This window comes from Methylobacillus pratensis, from assembly GCF_054072455.1.
In genome coordinates, this window is record NZ_JBSUSR010000002.1 from 488,365 (window position 1) to 510,165 (window position 21,801).

Here is a 21,801-nt window from a genome sequence, read left to right on the forward strand (position 1 = left end):
AGGGCGGCTACTGCATCAGGTCTTGCCCGTCGGCAAGGATCAACTCCAGGTGGCGCAAGCGCATCGGCTTGCCGAAGAAATACCCTTGCGCAATCGTGCAGCCCTGGATCTTGAGCAGATTGGCTTGCTGCTTGCTCTCGACCCCTTCGGCCACGAGCTCAAGCCGCAACGCATGCGCAATGCGGATAATGGCAGTGATCAATTCCAGCTTGTCCTGCTTGGCGGCAATATCGCGCACGAAGGAACGGTCTATCTTGACCTGGCTGATGGGGAACTGCCCCAGGTAGCTCATGGCGGAATAACCGGTACAGAAATCGTCGATGGAAATGGTAATACCCATTTCCTTGAACAAGCTGAGCGTGTTGATGATTTCCTGGCTGTCTTCCAGCAACAGGCTTTCCGTGATTTCCAGCTTCAGCCATTCAGGCTTGCAGCCGGTTTCCGCCAAGATTTCCTTCACCGAAGCGAGCAGGTCGTTATAAAGGAACTGGCGGGACGAAAGATTGACCGCCATGCTGAGCGGGCCGTCGTCGGGGCGATAGCGGTTCAGGCGCACCACGGCGTTGCAGGCCTCACGCAGCACCCATTCCCCGATCTCGACGATCAGGCCGCTTTCTTCCGCCACCTTGACGAAGCGGTCGGGCATCACCACGCCCAACTGCGGGTTGCGCCAGCGCAGCAACGCCTCGGCACCGACGATCGCCCCGTTCATGAGGTCGACCTGGGGTTGGTAGAACAGCTCGAACTCGGCGTTCTTGAGCGCCTGGCGGATAGAGGCGCCCAGCATGATGTATTCCGAAGCCTTGGAGCCTAACTCACGGGAGTAGAACTGGTAATTGTTGCGGCCATAGCTCTTGGCATGGTACATCGCCACATCGGCGCTCTTGAACAATGTCGCCCGGTCATCGCCATCGTTCGGGTAGATCGCAATGCCGATGCTGGTGGAGATGAACAGCTCTTTCTTGTGGATCAGGAACGGCTTGGCGATCTCAACGTTGATCTTACGGGCAATCGTGGCCAGGTCGTCCGGGTTGCGCAGTTCCGGCAACAGGATGGCGAATTCGTCCCCGCTCAGGCGGGCAATGGTATCGTAGCTGCGCACCGAGGCATTGAGCCGCTGGGCAACCGCCACCAGCAGGTCGTCGCCGGCCTGGTGGCCGAGGGTATCATTGACCTCCTTGAAGCGGTCCAGGTCCAGCATCATCAGGCCGAAGCGCTGTTCGTGCCAGCTGGCGTCCGCCAACACTTGGCTGACGCGATCGGCAAACAGGGTGCGATTCGGCAATCCGGTCAACGCATCGTAATAGGCCAGGTAATGGATGCGCTCGCGGTATTCCATCAGCTCGGTAATGTCGCGCTCCACCGCCAGCACCCCGATCACCTGCCCCTGCTCGCCGAACTCGGGCACGATGCGCACATGGATGAACCAGGTGCTGCCGTTATCAGCCTTACCGTGCAGCTCGAGGAAATCCGGGGTCGCGCTGCTGATGACGCCCTTGATCTTTTCCTCATACTTCACATAGGCCTCGCCCCCGGGATATTCGGATGGCGTCGTGCCGATCAGCTTGCCGCTTTCGATACCGATACGCTTCAATTTGGGCGTGTTGGCATATAGCCTGCGCGCATTGAGGTCGTAACGGATGATGGTGTCGGGCGTATTGTCGATCAACGACTGCAGCTCGCGCTCCCGCTGCAGCAGCTTCTCCTCGTTCTGCTTGATATCGGTGATATCGCGGAAAAACCCTACCGTCCCCATCACTTTGCCGTCCAGCACCATCGGCGATTTGTAGGCCTCTATCCAGGCGCTCTCGCCATTGACCATGGTAATCGGCACTACCGCCAGGTCAGGCTGGCCGCTTTGCAGCACGCGCTTATCCCCGTCGACATAGGTGGTGGCGTCTTCCAGGGGAAACAGGTCAAAATCCGTCTTCCCTTCCAATTCCTCTTTGGAGACCACGCCGGCAAACTTGGCATAGGCGCTGTTGGCCGCCAGCAATTTGCTATCCAGGTCCTTGAGCCAGACGACGAAAGGAAAGTTCTCGATCAGCGCGCTCTGGTATTTCTCCCGTTTCCTCAGCTCCCGCTCCACGCGGCGGATATGCGAAATATCGCGGGTGATCGTCAAAACACCGGTAATCTCGCCCTTCACGTTGCGTTCGGGCACGACATGCAAGGACTGGCAGACGTAGTGGTCGCCCTCCATCCATTCCAGCTCGATTTCCTGCGTATTTCCCGACTGCATGACTTCACGCAACCGGGCCTCGTAATCCTCCGGGCGCATCGTGGGCCGGCCCCAGATTTCAGTCGGCCGCCTTCCCAAGGCTTGTGCCGCAGGCACCCCGAACACCGCTTCATAGCCATCGCTGAGAAAAATACGCCTGCAGTCCTGGTCGTAACGGATGAAGATATCCGGGGAGTTCTTTACCAGCTGGCGATACTGCAATTCCTGCTCGCGTAGCTTTTCCCGCATGTCGAGATGGGCAGTGAGGTTGCGCCCCAGCAATACGCAATACGGCTGGCCCGCATCCACGAAGTAGTTGGCCTGGAGCTCTACGGGAATCGAGGCGCCGGTTTTGCCCTGCAGTGTGGTTTCCCGGATGATGACGTGCTGTTGCTGCAAGGATTGCCAATCCCTGTGCCATTGCGCGGCATCAAGGTGGGGGAAAACATCGGTGGCGGACATCTGCAGCAATTCGGACTCGCTACAACCCAGCACTTCGCAGGCAGCCAGGTTGGCCAGACATACCCTGGCATCAGCATCACAGACAAGAACAATCTCTTGAATCCGATTGATTGCAAAACTCAGCATATGAAGCTGCATTGCAACGCTCAAGCCCCGATCAGAGATATTTGTGCTGCTCATTTCTTTTCACCACAATCTATTTATTTTGATCTCAATGGGACCGGACGATCATGGCGATCGTGAAACAATCTCCCATTACTCGCAATTTTTTTTATTCTGCGGCGGGTTCGGAAAACTGCCTTGGCAAGTCAATCAGCACTTCAAGACCTCCTGAAGCCATGTTACGCAGATGGATTTGTCCATCATGCGCTTCCACAATAGTTTTGGCAATGCTCAAACCCAAGCCAGAGCCGCCTGTTGCCACATTGCGGGAAGTTTCAACCCGGTAGAATGGTTCAAACACCTGCTTGAGCAGGTTGTCAGGAATGCCGGGGCCGCGGTCGCGTATGGCGATGCGCAACCGGTTCGGGGCGTCCATGACTTCAATATGCGCGGATTTGCCATAGCGGATCGCATTTTCCAGCAAATTCTGCAGGCAGCGTTTCAGGCTGACGGCATAGCCGTCGATAGGGGCCGCCTCGCCCGATAGCGACACTTCGGCCCCGGTTTCCTGCGCGTCTATCTGCAAGCTTTGCAGCATGGCATTGATATTGATGGGATGGCGGTTTTCATGCACCTCCACCCCGCGCATGAAGTCCACCGTGGACGAAATCAAGGTTTCCATGTCTTCCAGGTCGCGGCGGAATTTCTCGCGCAGCAATGGCTTGTCGATCTGCTCCGTCCGCAAGCGCATGCGGGTGATGGGGGAACGCAGATCATGCGAAATCGCGGCCAGGAAGCGGGTTTTCTCCGTCACGGTATCGATCAGCCGCTGCTGCATCAGGTTGAACGCCTTGGCGGAGCGCCGTACTTCAGTGGGGCCGTCCACGTCCAGCGGAGGGCTGTAAATGTTACGCCCCAGGCGCTCTGCCGCCACTGCCAGGCGGTTCAGCGGCCGCATGATCTGCCGCACGGCGAACAATGCGATACCGACGATCACGATGATGCGGATGAAGTAAATACGGAACAAGTAGTCGAACAAGTCCATGAGCGGCGCCATGCTCATGCCCGCCTGGCCTTCGTAGGCGTCCAGCTGCAGCCATTGGCCGCTATCGAGCTGCACGTAGAGGATGAAATGCGCAGAAGGGTAGTGCGACTCGAACAGGTCCAGCCAGCCAGCCTCCCTGCCATGATCGTCATGCAGGTCGATATCCCCCATGCGGATCGGCAACAAGCGGCCGAACTCCTGCTCGAACACATGCTTGAACAAGAGCTCCACGGCGCGGTCGCGCGTGTTCAGGGTCTTGAGGCGCGGGGGAGCATCCACGGGCGACAAGCGGTACATGGAATTGCTCAGCTTGTGGATCAACAGGCGCTCATCCTCGACCTTGCTGATTTCGATCAGGCTGATGCTGTCAGAGAGCTTGGCCGCGAGTACGCGCGTGGGGATTTCCAGCGCCTTGCCGTAGTTCATGTCGTACCAGATGAACCCCGTCAGCACTTGCGCCGTCATGGTGCCGGCTACGAGCACGATCACCAGGCGGCCGAATAATGAAGCCGGCCATAGCCACTTCCACTTCATTTTTCTTGCTTGACCTGGCTCGCCAGCATATAGCCCGCGTTACGCACGGTACGAATAATACTCGGGTTGCGCGAGTCCAGTTCGAGATGGTGCCGCAGGCGGCTGATACAGACGTCGATCGAGCGGTCCATCGCATGGCTGTCCTTGCCATAGACATGCTCAATCAGGAACTCCCGGCTCAAGGGCCGGTTGGGATGCTCGAGCAATGCGCGCAATACCATGTAATCCGAGCTGCCCAGCGACACTATCACGCCATCGGGCGAGAACATCTGCCGGGCATGGGTATCAAGACGCCAGCCCTCGAAGCTGATATAGGCAAACTCGTCGGCGGCGGCCTTGTCGGTATCGATACGGGTCCTGCGCAAGATCACCTTGATTCTCGCCAATAGCTCGCGCGGGTCAAACGGCTTGGGCAGATAATCGTCGGCCCCGACTTCCAGGCCGACGATGCGGTCGACCAAAGTGCCCTTCGCTGTCAGCATGATGATCGGCGTATCGCCTTGCGCGCGCACTTCCCGGCACAGGCTCAATCCATCCTCTTCCGGCAGCATCAAGTCCAGCACAATGAGGTCTACCTGCTCTTTGTTCACCACCCGCCACATTTCGCGACCATTACTCGCCTCAAATACTTTAAAACCTGCATCACGCAGATAATCAGTTAGAAGCTCACGGATTTCGTGGTCGTCATCCACCACCAGGATGTGATTTTGATCACTCATGTTATGTCTCTGCATGTAGGAAAAGTATCATACTGGTTGTAACTCAGTTTTGGACATAAATGTGCCAGTGCTTTTGCCAATTTAGCAAACCACCATTACTACAGGTATTGCAAAGAGAGTTGTGGACAGTTAGCGCGAGCAGTAGACTTGCGCTAGCTAGAACGCCTGACTTTGGGCACGCACTAAACATGAACCTTTAGATTATGCTGCCGCAAAATCGATATTAAATTTTATGGAGATAGATAATGAATGGCAGTTGGGCTAACTCCTTTCCATACTTTGCTGGAGCTTTTAAGCTTATTGTATTAGGTATTGGAGCCTTTTTTGCCATTAAATGGCATTTTGATGAAGAGAGGAGGGTGAGGGAAGCAGCAGGCGTGGTATTTGATAAACCAGGCTTCATGAAAAAGTTGGCAATGATACTAGCCATCGCAGTTCTTCTAGTTTTTCTAGCCCTTCTAGTGATTTATGCTACTGACCGGTTTTATTGATACGATCAATGTTTAGCGATTTCAAATAGTGTACTCACAGTGTTAAGAGGCTTGTCCGATAAAATAGGTCAATCAAGACACACAATGTTGTCTCAACTTTTAAGCTCTAAATTGGTTGGGGGCATTTTTGATTTAGAAATGACGGCCTACCGATGTGATTGCTGCCATTTTAGTATGGCACTACCTTAATACTCAGTATGAATCTTTATTACTTGGTATGAGACTGTATTACTCTCCTATTACTCCACTGTCACCGACTTGGCCAGGTTACGCGGCTTGTCCACGTCCGTGCCCTTGAGCAGGGCGGCATGGTAGGCCAGCAACTGCACGGGAATGGTATGCAGGATGGGTGACAGCACGCCGACGTGCCTGGGGGTGCGGATCACGTGCACGCCTTCGCTACCGGTGAAATTGCTGTCCGCATCGGCAAACACAAACAACTCTCCGCCGCGCGCGCTGACTTCCTGCATGTTGGATTTCACCTTTTCCAGCAGGGCGTCGTTGGGGGCGATCACCACCACGGGCATGTTCTTGTCCACCAATGCCAGCGGGCCGTGCTTGAGCTCCCCGGCAGGATAGGCCTCGGCATGGATGTAGGAAATCTCCTTGAGCTTGAGCGCACCCTCGAGGGCGATCGGGTAATGCATGCCGCGCCCGAGGAACAAGGCGTGGAACTTGTTGCTGAACGCCTTGGCCCACTCGCGGATTTGCGGCTCTAGGTTGAGCGCATACTGCACGCTGCCGGGCAAGTGGCGCAACTCATCGATATAGGCCTGCTCCTGTTCTTGGCTCAGCAAGCCGCGCTGCTTGGCGAACGTCGCGGCCAGCGTGAACAAGGCCACTAATTGGGTAGTGAACGCCTTGGTCGACGCCACGCCGATCTCGGCGCCTGCGCGGGTATACAAGACCAGGCGTGATGCCCGGGGAATGGCGCTTTCCTGCACGTTGCAGATCGCCAGCGTCAAATGCTGCCCCAGCGACTTGGCATGCTTGAGCGCTTCCATGGTATCCAGGGTCTCGCCGGACTGGGAGATGGTAATGATCAACTGCCTGGGGTTGGGCACGGATTTTCGGTAACGGTACTCGCTGGCAATTTCCACTGAGGTGGGCAACTGCGAGATGCTCTCCAACCAGTACCTGGCCGTCAGGCCGGCGTAATAACTCGTGCCTGCCGCCAGGATCAGGATGCTGTCCACCTCGTTGAACACTGCTTCCGCCTCTGCGCCGAAAAGGGCCGGGCTGAAAGCGTTGTCGTCGATGATGGCTTCCAGCGTGTCGGTCAATGCACGCGGCTGCTCGTGAATTTCCTTCTGCATGAAGTGGGAGTAGGGGCCCAGCTCCAGCGAGGCCAGCGAGAGGTCGCTGCGGTGCACGGTACGCTCCACCAGCTGGTCCGCGGCATCGAATATCATCACCTTGTCCTTGGTGATATCCGCCACATCGCCATCCTCTAGATAGATCACGTTGCGGGTGACGGACAGCACGGCAGATACGTCGGAAGCAATGAAGTTTTCGCCTTCCCCGATGCCTATCAACAACGGACAGCCCTGGCGCGCGCAGATCATCTGGCCTGGGTAGTGGATGGACACCACGCTGATCGCAAACGCGCCGGTCAGCTGCTTGACCGCATGCTTGACCGCGTCCAGCAATGCCAAATCCTGGGCAAGGTAGTGGTGGATCAGGTGCGCAATCACCTCGGTGTCGGTCTGCGACTCGAATTCGTAGCCCATCGCTTGCAGACGCTGACGCTGCTCGTCATGGTTCTCGATGATGCCGTTATGCACCACGGCAATTTCCCCACGCGAGATATGCGGATGCGCGTTGGACTCCGTCACGCCGCCATGGGTGGCCCAGCGCGTATGGCCGATGCCTAGCGTCCCGGTGAGGTTTTCCGCCTGGGCCTTGCCCTGCATTTCTGCCACGCGGCCCACCGCGCGCACGCGGCGGATAGTGCCCTCGCTGAGTACGGCGACCCCTGCTGAGTCATAACCGCGGTATTCCAGGCGGCTGAGGCCCTCGATCAATATCGGGACAATATTACGCGCACCGACTGCGCCTACGATGCCACACATCTTATTTCTTCACTTTCTCAGGGCGTTTCCAGTTTTCTATCGTAAATTGGCGCACACGCGACATGGTCAGCGTGTCCGCCGGCGCATCCTGCGTGATTGTCGATCCGGCCGCAATGGTCGCACCGGCCTTGACGGTCACGGGCGCTACCAATTGCGTGTCGGAACCGATGAATGCCCTATCCTCGATCACGGTGCGCGACTTGTTCACGCCATCGTAGTTGCAGGTGATGGTGCCTGCGCCGATATTCACGTCCTTGCCTACGGTGGCGTCGCCCACATAGCTCAGGTGGTTGATCTTGCTGCCCGTATCCACCTGCGCGTTCTTCAGTTCGACGAAGTTGCCGACATGCGTATGGTCGGCCAGGGCCGTACCCGGACGCAAACGCGCATAGGGTCCGATTTTGCAGCCGGCCGCCAGGCTGGCATCGTCGATATGGGTATAAGCCGCCAATACGGTGCCGGCTCCGATATTGGCATTGCGGATCACGCAATAAGGGCCGATCCGCACGTTGTCAGCCAAGGTCACGTCGCCCTCGAACACGCAGCCGACGTCTATCTCGACATCGCGCCCGGCGGTCAATGTGCCGCGCACGTCAATGCGCGCAGGGTCCGACAGCGTCACGCCCTGCGCCAATAACCTGGCCGCATAGCGCTGCTGATAGACACGCTCCAGCGTCGCGAGGTCCTGTTTCGAGTTGATGCCTGTGACCTGCCACTCGTCATCGCTCTGCGTCGCGTCAACCGCCTGGCCGTCCGCCACGGCCAATGCCACGATATCCGTCAGGTAGTATTCCTGCTGGGCGTTGCGATTGTCCAGGCGAGCGAGCCATTGCACCAGCCAGCCATTTTCCGCCGCCATGATGCCGGTGTTCACCTCCTGGATCGCGCGTTGCGCTTCCGAGGCATCCTTGTGCTCGACGATTGCCTTCACCGAGGATTGTTCGCGCACGATGCGGCCATAGCCCGCAGGATTGTGCTTGATGACGGTAAGCAAGGCCAACGGGGCATGCTCCGCAAGCAGCTTTTCGCAACTTGCCACTTCCAGCAGCGGCACGTCCCCGAGCAAGATCAATGTCCTCGCATCAGTCTCGAGGTGGGGCAGGGCTTGCTGCATGGCATGCCCCGTGCCCAATTGCTCGGCCTGTTCCACCCAGGTAATGTCATCGGCTGGCAAGGCCTGCGGCACTGTATCGCCGCCGAAGCCATAGATGACGATGATCTTGCTAGGTTTGAGCTGCCGTGCCGTATCCAGCACGTGCTGGAGGATGGGTTTGCCAGCCAGCGCGTGCAATACCTTGGGCTTGCTGGAATGCATGCGGGTGCCTTTGCCCGCGGCGAGAATCACGATATTGAGCTTGGGTGAGGGAGATGAAAGAGACAAGTTCTGGTCCGGTTCAAGCATTGAAAATTAACTGAAAGTATAAATGAAAAAAGGCAGCCAAATGGCTGCCTTCTCAAGCAAAACTTGCAGGGTTAGTGCGTCGTCTTGCGTAATTGCTCAATTGTCTGCAATTGGGCCAGCGCTTCTGACAACTCAGCTTGCGCACGCGCATAGTCCACGCCAGAAGCATTGTTTCTCAATGCTTCTTCGGCAACACGCTTGGCTTCAATCGCCTTGGCTTCATCCAGGTCATGGCCACGGATCGCGGTATCCGCCAATACGGTGATCACGCCGGGCTGCACTTCCAGCAAACCGCCGGAAATATAGATGGCCTGTTCCTCACCGCTATTGGCGACCTTAACGCGTAGCACGCCTGGCTTGATGGTGGTGATCAAGGGTGCGTGGTTGGGATAAATACCTACCTCGCCCATTTTCGCAGGTGCGGCGACAAATTCCGCCTCGCCCGAGAAAATGGACTCTTCCGCGCTCACCACATCCAGGTGTATTGTCGATGCCATATCGTCCTATCCTTCGCTTTGCAGGAATGAGTTGAGAAGCTCTTAGTTAAGAGTCTTAGCCTTCTCAACCGCTTCTTCAATCGCGCCTACCATGTAGAACGCCTGTTCTGGCAGGTGATCGTATTCGCCAGCGACAATCGCCTTGAAGCCCTTGATGGTGTCCTTCAGGGTCACGTACTTGCCAGGCGCGCCGGTAAATACTTCGGCCACGTGGAAAGGCTGGGACAGGAAGCGCTGGATCTTACGCGCACGGGCCACGGCCAGCTTGTCTTCTGGGGACAGTTCGTCCATGCCCAGAATCGCGATGATGTCACGCAATTCCTTGTAGCGTTGCAGTGTGGACTGTACGGAACGTGCCACGCTGTAGTGCTCTTCACCGACGATTTGCGGATCCAGCTGACGCGATGTGGAATCCAACGGGTCAACCGCAGGGTAGATACCCAGGGCGGCGATGTCACGGGACAGCACGACGGTGGAATCCAAGTGCAGGAAGGTGGTCGCTGGGGATGGGTCGGTCAAGTCATCCGCAGGTACGTAAACGGCCTGGATGGAAGTAATCGAACCCACCTTGGTGGAAGTGATACGCTCTTGCAGGCGGCCCATTTCCTCAGCCAGCGTAGGCTGATAACCCACGGCGGAAGGCATACGGCCCAGCAGCGCGGATACTTCGGTACCGGCCAGGGTGTAACGGTAGATGTTGTCGACGAAGAACAGGATGTCACGGCCTTCGTCACGGAAACGCTCCGCCATGGTCAGGCCGGTCAGCGCGACGCGCAGACGGTTGCCTGGCGGCTCGTTCATCTGGCCGAATACCATGCCCACCTTGTCGAGAACGTTGGAGTCCTTCATTTCGTGGTAGAAGTCGTTACCTTCACGGGTACGCTCGCCCACGCCGGCAAACACGGACAGGCCGCTGTGCTGCTTGGCGATGTTGTTGATGAGCTCCATCATGTTCACGGTCTTGCCCACACCGGCGCCGCCGAACAGGCCGACCTTACCGCCCTTGGCGAAAGGACAGACCAAGTCGATCACCTTGATGCCGGTTTCCAGCAAGTCAACGGAAGGGGAAAGCTCTTCGAAAGTTGGTGCCTTTTGGTGGATGGAGCGCTTTTCGTCAGCTTCAATAGGACCAGCCTCATCGATAGGGCGGCCCAGCACGTCCATGATACGGCCCAGGGTGCCATGACCCACTGGAACCTGGATCTGGCTGCCAGTGTTCTTCACCTTCATGCCGCGGGAGAGACCATCACTGGAACCCATGGCAATGGCGCGAACTACGCCGTCGCCCAGTTGCTGTTGCACTTCCAGTGTCAAACCTGCTTCTGCCGTGGATGTTTCTTCATCCAGGATCAGTGCGTCATATACCTTGGGCATCTGATCGCGTGGGAACTCGACGTCAACCACGGCACCAATACATTGAACAACCTTACCTTGACTCATCTTGGTATCCTCAATCTATACTTAAATTCTTTGAGCTTTAGCTAAGCTACAGTTCAGCACGACTAGACAGCCGCCGCGCCACCGACAATCTCTGAAATTTCCTTGGTAATCGCAGCCTGGCGTGCCTTGTTGTACACCAGCTTCAATTCGCCAATCACGGTCTTCGCATTGTCCGAAGCGGCCTTCATCGCGACCATACGGGCACTTTGTTCAGACGCCATGTTTTCAGCAACGGCGTGATAAACGATAGACTCGATATAACGTGTCATCAGTTCATCGATAACGACCTTGGCATCGGGTTCGTAAATGTAATCCCAAGGGCCGGTTGCTGTTTTGTTGGTGGTATCCAGCTTGTCATCAGACAGCGGTAGCAGCTGCTCAATGACGGCCTCCTGCTTCATGGTATTGATGAAGCGGGTATAAGAGATATACAGTTGATCAATCTCACCGGCGATATAAGCATCCAACATCACCTTGATGCTGCCAATCAGCTTTTCCAGGTTTGGCGTATCGCCAAGACCCACGACATGGGATCTCACATCGGCATTAACACGGTTCAAGTACGTCAAACCTTTATTGCCGATGGCACTCAAGGCGATCTTCTTGCCTTCGTTTTCCCATGCGCTCATCTGATTCAGCGAAAGGCGGAGAACGTTAGTGTTCAAGCCACCGCACAAGCCCTTGTCCGAACTCACGACGATCAAGCCGACGTTTGCCACCTTCTCGCGCTTGACGATAAAAGGGTGCTTGTATTCAGGATTGGCTTGCGACAGGTGGGCTGTCACATTACGAATCTTTTCCGCATAGGGGCGGGCCATACGCATGCGCTCTTGCGCCTTGCGCATCTTGGACGCCGCCACCATTTCCATCGCCTTGGTGATCTTGCGCGTATTTTCTACGCTCTTGATCTTGCTACGTATCTCTTTGCTACCAGCCATTGTCTAGTCTGCCTGTCTGTACTTAAGCTTAGTAAGCGTTGGTTGCTTTGAAGTCTTGAATTGCCGCTTCCAGAGCCTTCTCGTCGTCACCGCCAAGGTCATTGGTGCTGTCGATCTTGTCCAGGATGTTCTTGTACTTGGACTTGAGGAAGGAGTGCAGGGCAGATTCAAACGCCAATACGCGTGCAACCGGCACATCGTCGAAGAAGCCCTTGTTGGCTGCTAGCAAACTCACTGCCATTTCGGAAGTAGACAATGGCTGATACTGCGCCTGCTTCATCAATTCAGTGACCAGGCGACCGCGATCCAACTGCTTGCGGGTCACTTCGTCCAGGTCGGAAGCAAACTGCGCAAACGCAGCCAGTTCACGATACTGAGCCAGTGCCAGACGGATACCGCCGCCCAGCTTCTTGATCACCTTGGTCTGCGCTGCACCACCTACGCGTGATACCGAGATACCAGCGTTGATCGCAGGACGGATACCGGAGTTGAACAGGTCGGTTTCCAGGAAGATCTGACCGTCGGTAATCGAGATCACGTTGGTCGGAACGAACGCGGAAACGTCGCCTGCAGCGGTTTCGATGATAGGCAATGCGGTCAAGGAACCGGTCTGGCCTTTCACTTCACCGTTGGTGAACTTCTCGACATACTCTTCGCTCACGCGAGCGGCACGCTCAAGCAGGCGGGAGTGGATGTAGAACACGTCACCTGGATAAGCTTCGCGGCCTGGTGGACGACGCAGCAGCAGGGAGATTTGACGATATGCCCAAGCTTGCTTGGTCAAGTCATCGTAGACGATCAATGCATCTTGGCCGCGATCACGGAAATACTCACCCATGGTACAACCGGCATACGGCGCCAGGAATTGCAGGGCAGCAGGATCAGAGGCAGAAGCAGCCACGACGATGGTGTACTCCAGCGCGCCATGCTCTTCCAGCTTGCGTACCACGTTGGCGATAGTAGAAGCCTTCTGGCCGATCGCAACGTAGATACAGGTCATGTTCTGACCCTTCTGGTTGATGATGGCATCAACAGCAACCGCAGTCTTACCAGTTTGGCGGTCGCCGATGATCAACTCACGCTGGCCACGTCCAACCGGCACCATGGAGTCAATCGCCTTGATACCGGTCTGCACAGGCTGGGACACGGACTTACGGGCAATCACGCCTGGCGCGACCTTTTCGATCTTGTCTGTCAGCTTGGCGTTGATCGGGCCTTTGCCGTCGATAGGCTGACCCAGCGCATTCACTACGCGACCAACCAGTTCAGGACCAACTGGCACTTCCAGGATCTTGCCGGTGCACTTGACGGTGTCACCTTCGGTGATGTTTTCGTAGTCACCCAGAATCACGGCACCTACGGAGTCGCGCTCCAGATTCAATGCCAGACCATATACGTTGCCTGGGAACTCGATCATTTCACCGGCCATCACGTTGGAAAGGCCATGAATACGGACAATACCATCAGTCACTGAAATCACGGTACCTTGGGTACGCGCTTCAGCACTGGTGGAGAAATTCTCTAATCTGCTCTTAATCAGTTCACTGATTTCTGACGTAGATAATTGCATTACTTTTTCCTAACCTTTCAGCGTGTAGGCCAACTCTTGCAATTGGCCACGGACTGAAGCGTCAATGACCGTATCGCCGACTACAATTTTGATTCCGCCAATAATTGCCGGATCCACTTTTACGCTTGCTTCAACCTTTTTGCCGAACTTGGTTTCCAGGCGTTTCACGATGGCTGAAAACTCAGCATCGCTAGGCTGGGCTGCGGCGGTAATCTCCGCCTCCAGCACACCTTCTTCCTGGGACTTCAAGTCTTCGAATGCAGTCGCAATTTCCGGCAGGATGGATAAACGACCGTATTCCACCAACAACTTGACCAGGTTGACGCCCGCCTCGTTGAGTTTGTCTCCAGTAACGGAGAGGAATACGCGCTCCAACTCAGCCGCATCAACCTTGGGGTTGTCAATAAACGCCCGCATTTGCTCATCTGCCGCCACTGCAGCGGCAAGAGCAAGCATTTGCGACCAGTCTGCCAACGCATTCTTTTCCTTGGCCAGGCGGTAAACCGCTACCGCATAAGGTCTCGCAATGGTGATCGCTTCAGCCATATCGTGCTCCCATTCCTTCCTTAGAGCTCGTTTGCGATGCTGGTCAACAGGTCAGCATGCGCCTTGGCATCGATTTCCTTGCGCAGGATCTTCTCGGCACCAGCAATTGCCAGCGTAGATACTTGCTGACGCAGGCCTTCCTTGGCACGATTCACTTCCTGGTCGATTTCGGCCTTGGCGCCAGCGATAATACGATCGCCTTCTGCTTTGGCATTCGCCTTGGCTTCTTCCACGATATCGCTGGCACGCTTTTCAGCCTGAGCGATGATGGAAGTCGCTTTCTGCTTGGCATCGTTGACAACTTCAGCGGAACGCTGGGTTGCCACGTCAAGCTCCTGCTTACCGCGCTCAGCCGCAGCCAGACCATCCGCAATGGTTTTCTGGCGAGTCTCGATTGCATTCAGGAGATATGGCCACACGAACTTTGTGGTGAACCAGATCAGAATGGCAAATGAGATAGCCTGCGCAATGAGTGTCAGGTTGATATTCATATTTGCTCCCGAGCCGTTAAATCCAGTCAGACTTAAGTTTAATTACTTACACTTAATCCAGAACTGGCTCAGTTAAGCGACTACGCTCAGCAATGGGTTTGCAAAGGCGAACATCATGGCCAGACCAACACCGATAATGAAGGAGGCATCGATCAGACCCAGCAGCAGGAATACCTTGCCTTGCAGGGCAGGGATCAGTTCTGGTTGACGAGCAGCGCCATCCAGGAAGCTTGCACACATGATGCCGATACCAATACAGGCACCAGCTGCGCCCAAACCGATGATCAAACCGATACCAACACCGGTGTAAGCTTGAATCATGGCCAACAATTGCAAATTCTCCATTTAATTTCCTTTCGGCTTTTAGAGAGTGTTAACGATAAAAAATCAACTACAGCAAACTAATTAGTGGCTTTCATGCGCCATGGATATGTAGACAACCGTCAGCATCATGAAAATGAATGCCTGCAGGCAGACGATCAGGATATGGAAGATCGCCCAGCCAGCGCCCAGCAACGCACCGAAGAAAGTGCCTGCCAGGCCGGTTGCCGCCCACATACCGAGCAGCAGGAAAATGATCTCGCCCGCGTACATATTGCCGAACAGACGCAGGGAATGGGAAAGAGGCTTGGAAATGTATTCGATCAGGTTGAACGCAAAGTTGGCAGGCCATACCAGGGGGTTGCTGCCGAACGGCGAACAGAACAGTTCGTGGATCCAGCCGCCCAGGCCCTTGACCTTGATGCTGAAGAAAATCATCAGCAGCCAGACAGCCAGCGCCAATGCGAAAGTCGCGTTGATATCGGAAGTCGGCACGCTGCGCCACTCATGCAGGCCCAGCCAGCCGTAGACAATCGCCATGATGTCGATGGGCAGGAAGTCCATCGCGTTCATCACCAGTACCCAGACGAATACGGTCAATGCCAATGGTGCAACGAAAGCATGGCGGTCGCCATGGAAAATGCTCTTGACTTGGTTGTCGATGAACTCGATCAGCAATTCGACGAATGCCTGGCGCTTGGTCGGCACGCCGGAAGTAGCACCGCGCACCACCCACCAGAGGAGGCCGAACACGACAACACCGAGCAGTATCGACATGACCAGGGTATCCATGTGCAATACCCAAAAATTGCCATCACCGACGCTCTTTGCATTGAAAGAGAGGTGGTGCCCGATATATTCCGAAGGAGTTAATTGACCTGTCGCCATAACCTCAAACCTTAAGCGTTGTTTTTCTCATTAATTGCAAAAATTGCTGCACCAGACATGATTGCCGCCGCTGCCAATCCTGCGATCAGCGCGATAGGAACCAGTTTTTCGTAAAACTTGAATACCAAGAGCAGGGTGATTGCGATCACTGCGATTTTGATCGCCTCAGCGATCAAAATATTGGCCAGTACGGAACCTGCGCCCAACCCCGCTGTCTTATTTTGCAGCTTCATTTTGGCGGCCAAGCCGCCCAAGATGGCCGAACCTCCGCCCGCCAGCGCAGAAAACGCGCCATGGAGGCCGACACCAAACTTGTTGAGGAAGACAAACGCAAGCACCGCGACTACCAACGTGGCAAAGACCTGTCTTTTGATCATTCTTGCCAGTAGTTCATCCATGCCTTGAGAATTCCCTGTTTCACAAATGACGGGCAAAAGAAAAGCCGAGCATTTTTGCCCTACCCGTGAAATCCCGAGATTTTGTTGTTAAATCAGCATTAAGTCAAGCTTAATTGCTATTTCCACCCTTAAATCTCTCAATCAGCGCATCCAGCTGATCCAAACTTCCGTAATGGATCTTGACCTCGCCCTTGCCCTTGCTTCCGGCCCGGATCTCGACCGTCGCGCCCAGCAATTCCGATAAGTCTTCCTGCAGGCGCAGCACATCCCGGTCCACCGTCTTGGGCGCCTTTTGCTGGGGTTCGGCGCTCAATTGCTTGACCAGCTTTTCTGCCTCCCTGACAGAAAGCTGTTTTTGGGCGATCTGCTCGGCTGCCATGATCTGCTTGGCTTCCGGCAGCGAGAGCAGGGCGCGCGCATGCCCCATGTCCAACTGGCCCTGCATCAGCATTTCCTGCACATTTTTATTCAAATTCTGCAATCTAAGCAGATTGGTCACCACGCTGCGCGAACGACCTACCGCATCTGCCGCCGCCTGGTGCGTCATGTCGAACTCATTGATCAGGCGCTGGATGCCTTGCGCCTCTTCCAGCGGATTGAGGTTTTCCCGCTGGATATTCTCGATCAAGGCCATGGCCAAGGCGGATTCGTCGGGAATCTCGCGCACCAGCACTGGCACTTCCGACAGGCCCGCCAATTGGGATGCGCGCCAGCGGCGCTCGCCGGCAATGATTTCATACTTATCATCCGCCACCCTGCGCACCAGGATGGGCTGCATGATGCCCTGCGCGCGGATGGAATCCGCCAGGCTGGCCAGCGATGCCTGGTCCATATGGGTGCGGGGCTGGTATTTGCCCGGCTGCAACTGGCTTACCGACAAGGTATTGGGCGTATCATTGGCCGATACCGTCTCCACATCTCCCGCCAACAGGGCATCCAACCCGCGCCCCAAACCCTTCAACTTAACCATTGTGACTCCTAATTTGCTGCAACTTGCCTATTGCTGACGATATGCCGGTTGATGATTTCCCCCGCAAGCGCGAGATATGCCTTGGCACCCTTGGAAGCCTTGTCGTGCAGCAACACCGGGACGCCGTAGCTGGGCGCTTCCGCCAGGCGGATATTGCGCGGTATCACCGTGCGGTACACCTTGTCGCCGAAATGTTGCGCCAATTCATTGGAAACCTGCTGCGCCAGTGTGTTGCGGTTATCGAACAAGGTACGCAACAGGCCCTCGATCTCGAGATGCGGATTGAGGTGCGCACGCACTTTCTTGATGGTGTTCACCAGGTCGGACAGGCCTTCGAGCGCGTAGTATTCGCACTGCATGGGAATCATGACCGCATGGGCCGCGGTCAACGCGTTGACTGTGGTGAGGTTGAGGGCAGGGGGGCAGTCGATCAGTACGTAATCATATGCATCGCCCAGTTCCGCCAATGCCGATTTGAGGCGCGTCTCGCGCGCAAACTCGTTGACCAGCTCGACCTCGGCGCCTGCGAGTTCGCGGTTGGCCGGCACTACATCGAAGCGCCCGCGCTCCGAGCGCTGCATGACATCGCGCAGGCTCTTTTCGCCGATCAGCACATGATAGATGGTGTGCTGCATCTTGGATTTGTCTATGCCGCAGCCCGTGGTGGCGTTGCCTTGCGGATCGAGGTCGATCACGAGCACCTTGCGCTTGGTGGCCGCCAGGCTGGCTGCCAGGTTCACGCATGTCGTGGTCTTGCCCACACCGCCTTTTTGATTGGTAATTGCCAGAATCCTCATGATTTAAGCCATCCCACTAGTATTAAATGCATCAAAGCTGCCGTACCGGCAGGAAAACCAGGTGACGCTGGGCATCCAGCCCTGGCACCGTCAACGACGTTATCTTCGAGGGCTTGAGCGCAACCGCCTCGAGCTCTTCCTGCGGCATCTGCCCCTTCATCGCCAGCCATAGCCCATCCTCGGCAATCAAGTGCTTTGTCAGCTTGACGAACAAGGCAATCTCGGAAAACGCCCGCGAGATCACGGTATCGAATGGCGCTTCCGGCTTGAGCTGCTCGACCCGCCCAGCCACCACCTGCAAATTGTCGATCTGCAGCTCCGCCTTGGCCTGGCGCATGAAGCTGGCCTTCTTTTGCACCGCATCTATGGTGGTGACCTGCAAGTCCGGCCGGCAGATCGCCAGGACGATTCCCGGCAGTCCTGCGCCGCTGCCCACATCCAGCAACCGCCCCGGCGGCACATGCGGCAATACCGACAGGCTATCCAGCAAATGTAGCGTGACCATTTCCTCCGGATTGCGCACCGCGGTCAGGTTGTGCACCTTGTTCCATTTCGCCAGCAAGGCAAGATAGGCGAGCAGTTTTTCGACCGCTTCTGCAGATAGCTCAAGCCCCAGCTGCCGGATGCCGGCTTGCAGCTTTTCCTGCAAACTCATGCCACCTGGCCCGCGGTATTGCTTGTTTTGCGGCTCTTGCGCTTGAGGTGTACCAACAACAACGAAACCGCCGCCGGAGTGACGCCGGAAATACGCCCGGCCTGGCCGATGGTTTCCGGTTTTTGCTTGTTGAGCTTTTGCTGCACCTCGATCGAGAGCCCGTGCACTTCGCTGTAGTCCATATCCAACGGCAACTTGTAGTGCTCACTATCCTTGAGGCGCTCAATTTCCTCGGCCTGCCGGTCTATGTAGCCTTGGTACTTTGCTGCGATTTCCAGTTGCTGACGCACCTGTGGGTCCGTCTCGCCCTCGCCGGCCTGGGGCAGGGTGAGCAAGGCTTCATAGCTCACCTCCGGGCGGCGCAATAATTCGAACATGGAGTATTCGCGTTCCAGCACTTTGCCGAACACCTGCTGCAACTGCTCCTGCGGCACATGCTGCGGATGGATGAAAGTGCGGCGCAAGCGCTGCTGCTCGCGCTCGATGGCCTCCTGCTTGCGCTGGAAAGCTTCCCAGCGCACATCGTCGACCAAGCCGAGTTTGCGGCCTGCCTCGGTCAACCGCATATCGGCATTGTCTTCGCGCAGCATCAGACGGTATTCGGCCCGGCTGGTAAACATGCGATAGGGCTCGCTCACGCCTCTCGTAATCAAATCATCGACCAATACGCCGAGATAAGCCTGGTCGCGCGTGGGCCACCAGGCTTCTTTATCCTGAGCGTACAGGGCCGCGTTCGCACCCGCCAGCAAGCCTTGCGCGGCGGCCTCCTCATAACCGGTGGTGCCGTTGATCTGGCCGGCAAAGAACAAGCCTCGCACCGCCTTGGTTTCCAGCGAGCCCTTCAATCCGCGCGGATCATAGTAGTCGTACTCGATCGCATAGCCAGGGCGCAGAATATGCGCATTCTCTAGCCCCTTGATGGAGCGTACCAATTGGTACTGGATATCGAACGGCAGGCTGGTGGATATGCCGTTGGGATAGATTTCATTGGTGGTCAAGCCTTCCGGCTCAAGGAACACCTGGTGTGAATCCTTGTCGGCAAAGCGGTGTATCTTGTCTTCGACCGAAGGACAATAGCGCGGGCCTACGCCTTCAATCACCCCGGTGTACATAGGCGAGCGGTCCAGGCCGCTGCGGATGATATCGTGGGTTTTTTCGTTGGTGAATGTAATCCAGCACGACAACTGGGCCGGATGTTGCTCGGCGCTCCCAAGGAAGGAAAATACCGGCACAGGCGTATCCCCTGGCTGCTCGGCCATAACGCTGTAATCGATGGTGCGGCCGTCAATTCGCGGCGGCGTTCCGGTCTTGAGGCGTCCGGCAGGCAGGCCAATCTCGCGCAATCGCGCCGCCAGCGACACCGCAGGCGGGTCGCCGGCCCGTCCTGCCTGGTAATTCGCCAAACCGACATGCACCAACCCCGCCAAGAAAGTCCCCGCGGTCAGCACGACAGCCTTGGACTCGAACCTGAGGCCCAATTGCGTCACCACGCCGGCGACACGCTCGCCCTCGAGAATAATGTCGTCCACCGCCTGCTGGAACAGCCACAGGTTGGGCTGGTTCTCCAAGCGGCGCCGGATGGCAGCCTTGTAAAGCACGCGGTCGGCTTGCGCACGCGTTGCCCGTACAGCAGGCCCTTTGCTGGAATTCAAGATGCGGAACTGGATGCCGCCCTCGTCGGTTGCTGCCGCCATGGCACCCCCGAGCGCATCCACCTCCTTGACCAAGTGGCCCTTGCCAATGCCGCCGATCGAGGGGTTACAGGACATCTGCCCAAGCGTCTCGATATTATGCGTCAGCAACAGGGTTTTGCGCCCCATGCGAGCACTCGCTAGCGCCGCTTCCGTTCCAGCATGGCCGCCGCCAACAACGATCACATCAAATTTTTCCGGATATTGCATGAAAACACTCACATAGAATTACCCGAATGATACTGCATTAAGCCCTAGTCTGTCAGTGACAATAGGGTGTTGTTCCACGTGAAACATGCATAATCATCTCAGTTTGCTCTCGCAGCGGATGTTCCACGTGGAACAATTGACAATTGCTGAGTTTCTGTGAGTCTTTTCTACCCATTCGGACTATATAATTGTTTGGCACCGCGTGATATTTTACTGCCCATACAAATCTGTATTGCCATGCAATCAGAGAATAAGCAGGCGCTACCAGCGTCGCAATTATTTAAATAGCAGCATTCATTAAACTATCGGGGATTTTTATGTTTATTCGTGCTTTTGTGTTGCCCGCAATCGCGGCAACCGCTTTGTTCAGTGCCAGCGCCCATGCTGCACTTGATGTCAACCAAACCTTCCAGCAATTCAATGCTGTCGTTCTTGGCAATATCGATTCCACCTCCCATCTGCATGGCCGCGCCTGGGTAGGCGGCAATGTCAACGGCGGAGAATTCGTTCATCGTCCATTGCCAACATCAGACTATGCCGGCCTCACCGTGCAAGGCAACATCAGCAACGCGAGAGTGCTTGCACAAGGCGCAGTGATCAATGGCAACCTCGCCAACACCAGCGTAAACGGCGGCAGTACCGCTGTTCTCGGCAATGCAAGCAACGGGCACCTGAATGGTCCCGGCTATGTCGCCGGCACAACCAGCGGCATTACGTTCAATGGCGGCCAATTGTCTGCACCGAACTCGCAACTGGAAACCAATATTGCCGCGGCAAGCTCCACGGATTTCTACAACGTGCTCAGCAACACTTCTGACAGCCTGAAGTCATTGGACAGCAACAGTAATGTCGCCTGGACTTCGCAGAAGGCCACCTTCACCGCTACGGCGGACAGCACCGGCCTGGCGGTTTTCAACCTGAGCGACGCAGATGCATTGGCTATTTTCGGCCTGGGCGAATTCGACTTCATCCTTAACGGTGCCACCACGGTCGTCATCAACGCCGGGCTGAAGGGTATCGACATTTCCGCGAATTTCCTCGGCGGTTCCGCACAACGGATCGCAGGCAATGTCATCTGGAATTTCTACAATGCCGAGACGGTTGACCTCGGACGCCAGTTCGGTGGCTCCATCCTTGCTGTTGACGCCACCTTGACCAACTGGGCAGATATCGAGGGCAACGTATACGTCAACAACCTGGTCCAGCGCGGCCAGATCCACCAATACGCATTCACCGGCGACATTCCGGTAACTGCGGTACCAGAACCTTCCAGCTATGCCATGTTCCTGCTGGGCCTGGGACTGCTGGGCTTTGTCGCTCGCCGCCGCGCATAAGTAATAT

Annotated in this window: 20 protein-coding genes; 2 read left to right on the forward strand and 18 right to left on the reverse strand. The window is 56.1% G+C overall.

Features of this window, described 5'->3' with window-relative positions; translation table 11 throughout:
• Positions 1-7 precede the first annotated feature (7 nt).
• The 3 genes from ACW4YW_RS06865 to ACW4YW_RS06875 all read right to left on the reverse strand — a co-directional run bounded on the left by ACW4YW_RS06865 (position 8) and on the right by ACW4YW_RS06875 (position 5,083).
• Positions 8-2,809: an EAL domain-containing protein gene (locus ACW4YW_RS06865; RefSeq protein ID WP_457136898.1), complete on the reverse strand. Its 2,802-nt coding sequence runs from the start codon at positions 2,807-2,809 to the stop codon at positions 8-10.
• Positions 2,810-2,954: 145 nt separating this feature from the next.
• A complete protein-coding gene (locus ACW4YW_RS06870; RefSeq protein ID WP_457136899.1) occupies positions 2,955-4,364 on the reverse strand; it encodes an ATP-binding protein in 1,410 nt (469 codons plus the stop codon).
• On the reverse strand, positions 4,361-5,083 hold the full coding sequence (locus ACW4YW_RS06875; protein WP_457136900.1) for a response regulator: 723 nt from the start codon (positions 5,081-5,083) through the stop codon (positions 4,361-4,363). The genes ACW4YW_RS06870 and ACW4YW_RS06875 overlap by 4 nt, the downstream gene beginning before the upstream one ends.
• Before the next feature lie 245 nt (positions 5,084-5,328).
• Here ACW4YW_RS06875 and ACW4YW_RS06880 point away from each other — a divergent pair, with 245 nt between their 5' ends.
• Positions 5,329-5,574, forward strand: a complete 246-nt coding sequence (locus ACW4YW_RS06880) for a hypothetical protein (RefSeq protein WP_457136901.1) — start codon at positions 5,329-5,331, stop codon at positions 5,572-5,574.
• 239 nt (positions 5,575-5,813) lie between these two features.
• On the opposite strand, the gene glmS is transcribed toward ACW4YW_RS06880, so the two are convergent.
• From glmS to mnmG, 15 genes are all read right to left on the reverse strand, one after another.
• Positions 5,814-7,646, reverse strand: coding sequence for a glutamine--fructose-6-phosphate transaminase (isomerizing) (glmS, locus tag ACW4YW_RS06885; RefSeq protein WP_457136902.1), 1,833 nt, complete (start codon positions 7,644-7,646; stop codon positions 5,814-5,816).
• Between the two features lies 1 nt (position 7,647).
• Entirely contained in the window at positions 7,648-8,961 is a 1,314-nt protein-coding gene (gene glmU, locus ACW4YW_RS06890) for a bifunctional UDP-N-acetylglucosamine diphosphorylase/glucosamine-1-phosphate N-acetyltransferase GlmU (RefSeq protein ID WP_457136983.1), read from the reverse strand.
• Between the two features lie 158 nt (positions 8,962-9,119).
• Positions 9,120-9,545 carry a F0F1 ATP synthase subunit epsilon gene (locus ACW4YW_RS06895; RefSeq protein WP_309565970.1) on the reverse strand — a complete coding sequence of 142 codons (426 nt, stop codon included), beginning with the start codon at positions 9,543-9,545 and terminating at the stop codon, positions 9,120-9,122.
• Between the two features lie 42 nt (positions 9,546-9,587).
• Positions 9,588-10,985 carry a F0F1 ATP synthase subunit beta gene (atpD, locus tag ACW4YW_RS06900; protein WP_309565971.1) on the reverse strand — a complete coding sequence of 466 codons (1,398 nt, stop codon included), beginning with the start codon at positions 10,983-10,985 and terminating at the stop codon, positions 9,588-9,590.
• Between the two features lie 62 nt (positions 10,986-11,047).
• The gene (gene atpG, locus ACW4YW_RS06905; RefSeq protein WP_309565972.1) at positions 11,048-11,923 is read right to left on the reverse strand and encodes a F0F1 ATP synthase subunit gamma; all 876 of its coding nucleotides are present in this window, start codon (positions 11,921-11,923) and stop codon (positions 11,048-11,050) included.
• 28 nt (positions 11,924-11,951) lie between these two features.
• Entirely contained in the window at positions 11,952-13,493 is a 1,542-nt protein-coding gene (atpA, locus tag ACW4YW_RS06910; protein WP_309565973.1) for a F0F1 ATP synthase subunit alpha, read from the reverse strand.
• A 9-nt stretch (positions 13,494-13,502) separates the two neighbouring features.
• Positions 13,503-14,039, reverse strand: coding sequence for a F0F1 ATP synthase subunit delta (locus tag ACW4YW_RS06915; RefSeq protein ID WP_407993478.1), 537 nt, complete (start codon positions 14,037-14,039; stop codon positions 13,503-13,505).
• 20 nt (positions 14,040-14,059) lie between these two features.
• The gene (locus ACW4YW_RS06920; protein WP_309565975.1) at positions 14,060-14,530 is read right to left on the reverse strand and encodes a F0F1 ATP synthase subunit B; all 471 of its coding nucleotides are present in this window, start codon (positions 14,528-14,530) and stop codon (positions 14,060-14,062) included.
• A 72-nt stretch (positions 14,531-14,602) separates the two neighbouring features.
• Entirely contained in the window at positions 14,603-14,875 is a 273-nt protein-coding gene (gene atpE, locus ACW4YW_RS06925) for a F0F1 ATP synthase subunit C (protein ID WP_011480965.1), read from the reverse strand.
• 60 nt (positions 14,876-14,935) lie between these two features.
• Positions 14,936-15,739 carry a F0F1 ATP synthase subunit A gene (atpB, locus tag ACW4YW_RS06930; protein WP_457136903.1) on the reverse strand — a complete coding sequence of 268 codons (804 nt, stop codon included), beginning with the start codon at positions 15,737-15,739 and terminating at the stop codon, positions 14,936-14,938.
• Positions 15,740-15,750: 11 nt separating this feature from the next.
• Positions 15,751-16,137 carry an ATP synthase subunit I gene (locus ACW4YW_RS06935; RefSeq protein ID WP_457136904.1) on the reverse strand — a complete coding sequence of 129 codons (387 nt, stop codon included), beginning with the start codon at positions 16,135-16,137 and terminating at the stop codon, positions 15,751-15,753.
• A gap of 109 nt (positions 16,138-16,246) precedes the next feature.
• A complete protein-coding gene (locus tag ACW4YW_RS06940; RefSeq protein WP_457136905.1) occupies positions 16,247-17,107 on the reverse strand; it encodes a ParB/RepB/Spo0J family partition protein in 861 nt (286 codons plus the stop codon).
• Positions 17,108-17,115: 8 nt separating this feature from the next.
• Positions 17,116-17,904, reverse strand: a complete 789-nt coding sequence (locus ACW4YW_RS06945) for a ParA family protein (RefSeq protein ID WP_309565979.1) — start codon at positions 17,902-17,904, stop codon at positions 17,116-17,118.
• Positions 17,905-17,935: 31 nt separating this feature from the next.
• A complete protein-coding gene (rsmG, locus tag ACW4YW_RS06950) occupies positions 17,936-18,559 on the reverse strand; it encodes a 16S rRNA (guanine(527)-N(7))-methyltransferase RsmG (RefSeq protein ID WP_457136906.1) in 624 nt (207 codons plus the stop codon).
• Positions 18,556-20,460 (reverse strand): tRNA uridine-5-carboxymethylaminomethyl(34) synthesis enzyme MnmG, encoded by a 1,905-nt coding sequence (mnmG, locus tag ACW4YW_RS06955; protein WP_457136907.1) that lies wholly within the window; start codon positions 20,458-20,460, stop codon positions 18,556-18,558. The genes rsmG and mnmG overlap by 4 nt, the downstream gene beginning before the upstream one ends.
• A 317-nt stretch (positions 20,461-20,777) precedes the next feature.
• On the opposite strand from mnmG, the gene ACW4YW_RS06960 reads away from it, so the two are divergent.
• Complete coding sequence (locus ACW4YW_RS06960) at positions 20,778-21,794, forward strand: choice-of-anchor A family protein (protein WP_457136908.1); 1,017 nt, start codon at positions 20,778-20,780, stop codon at positions 21,792-21,794.
• The last annotated feature ends 7 nt before the right edge of the window (positions 21,795-21,801 follow it).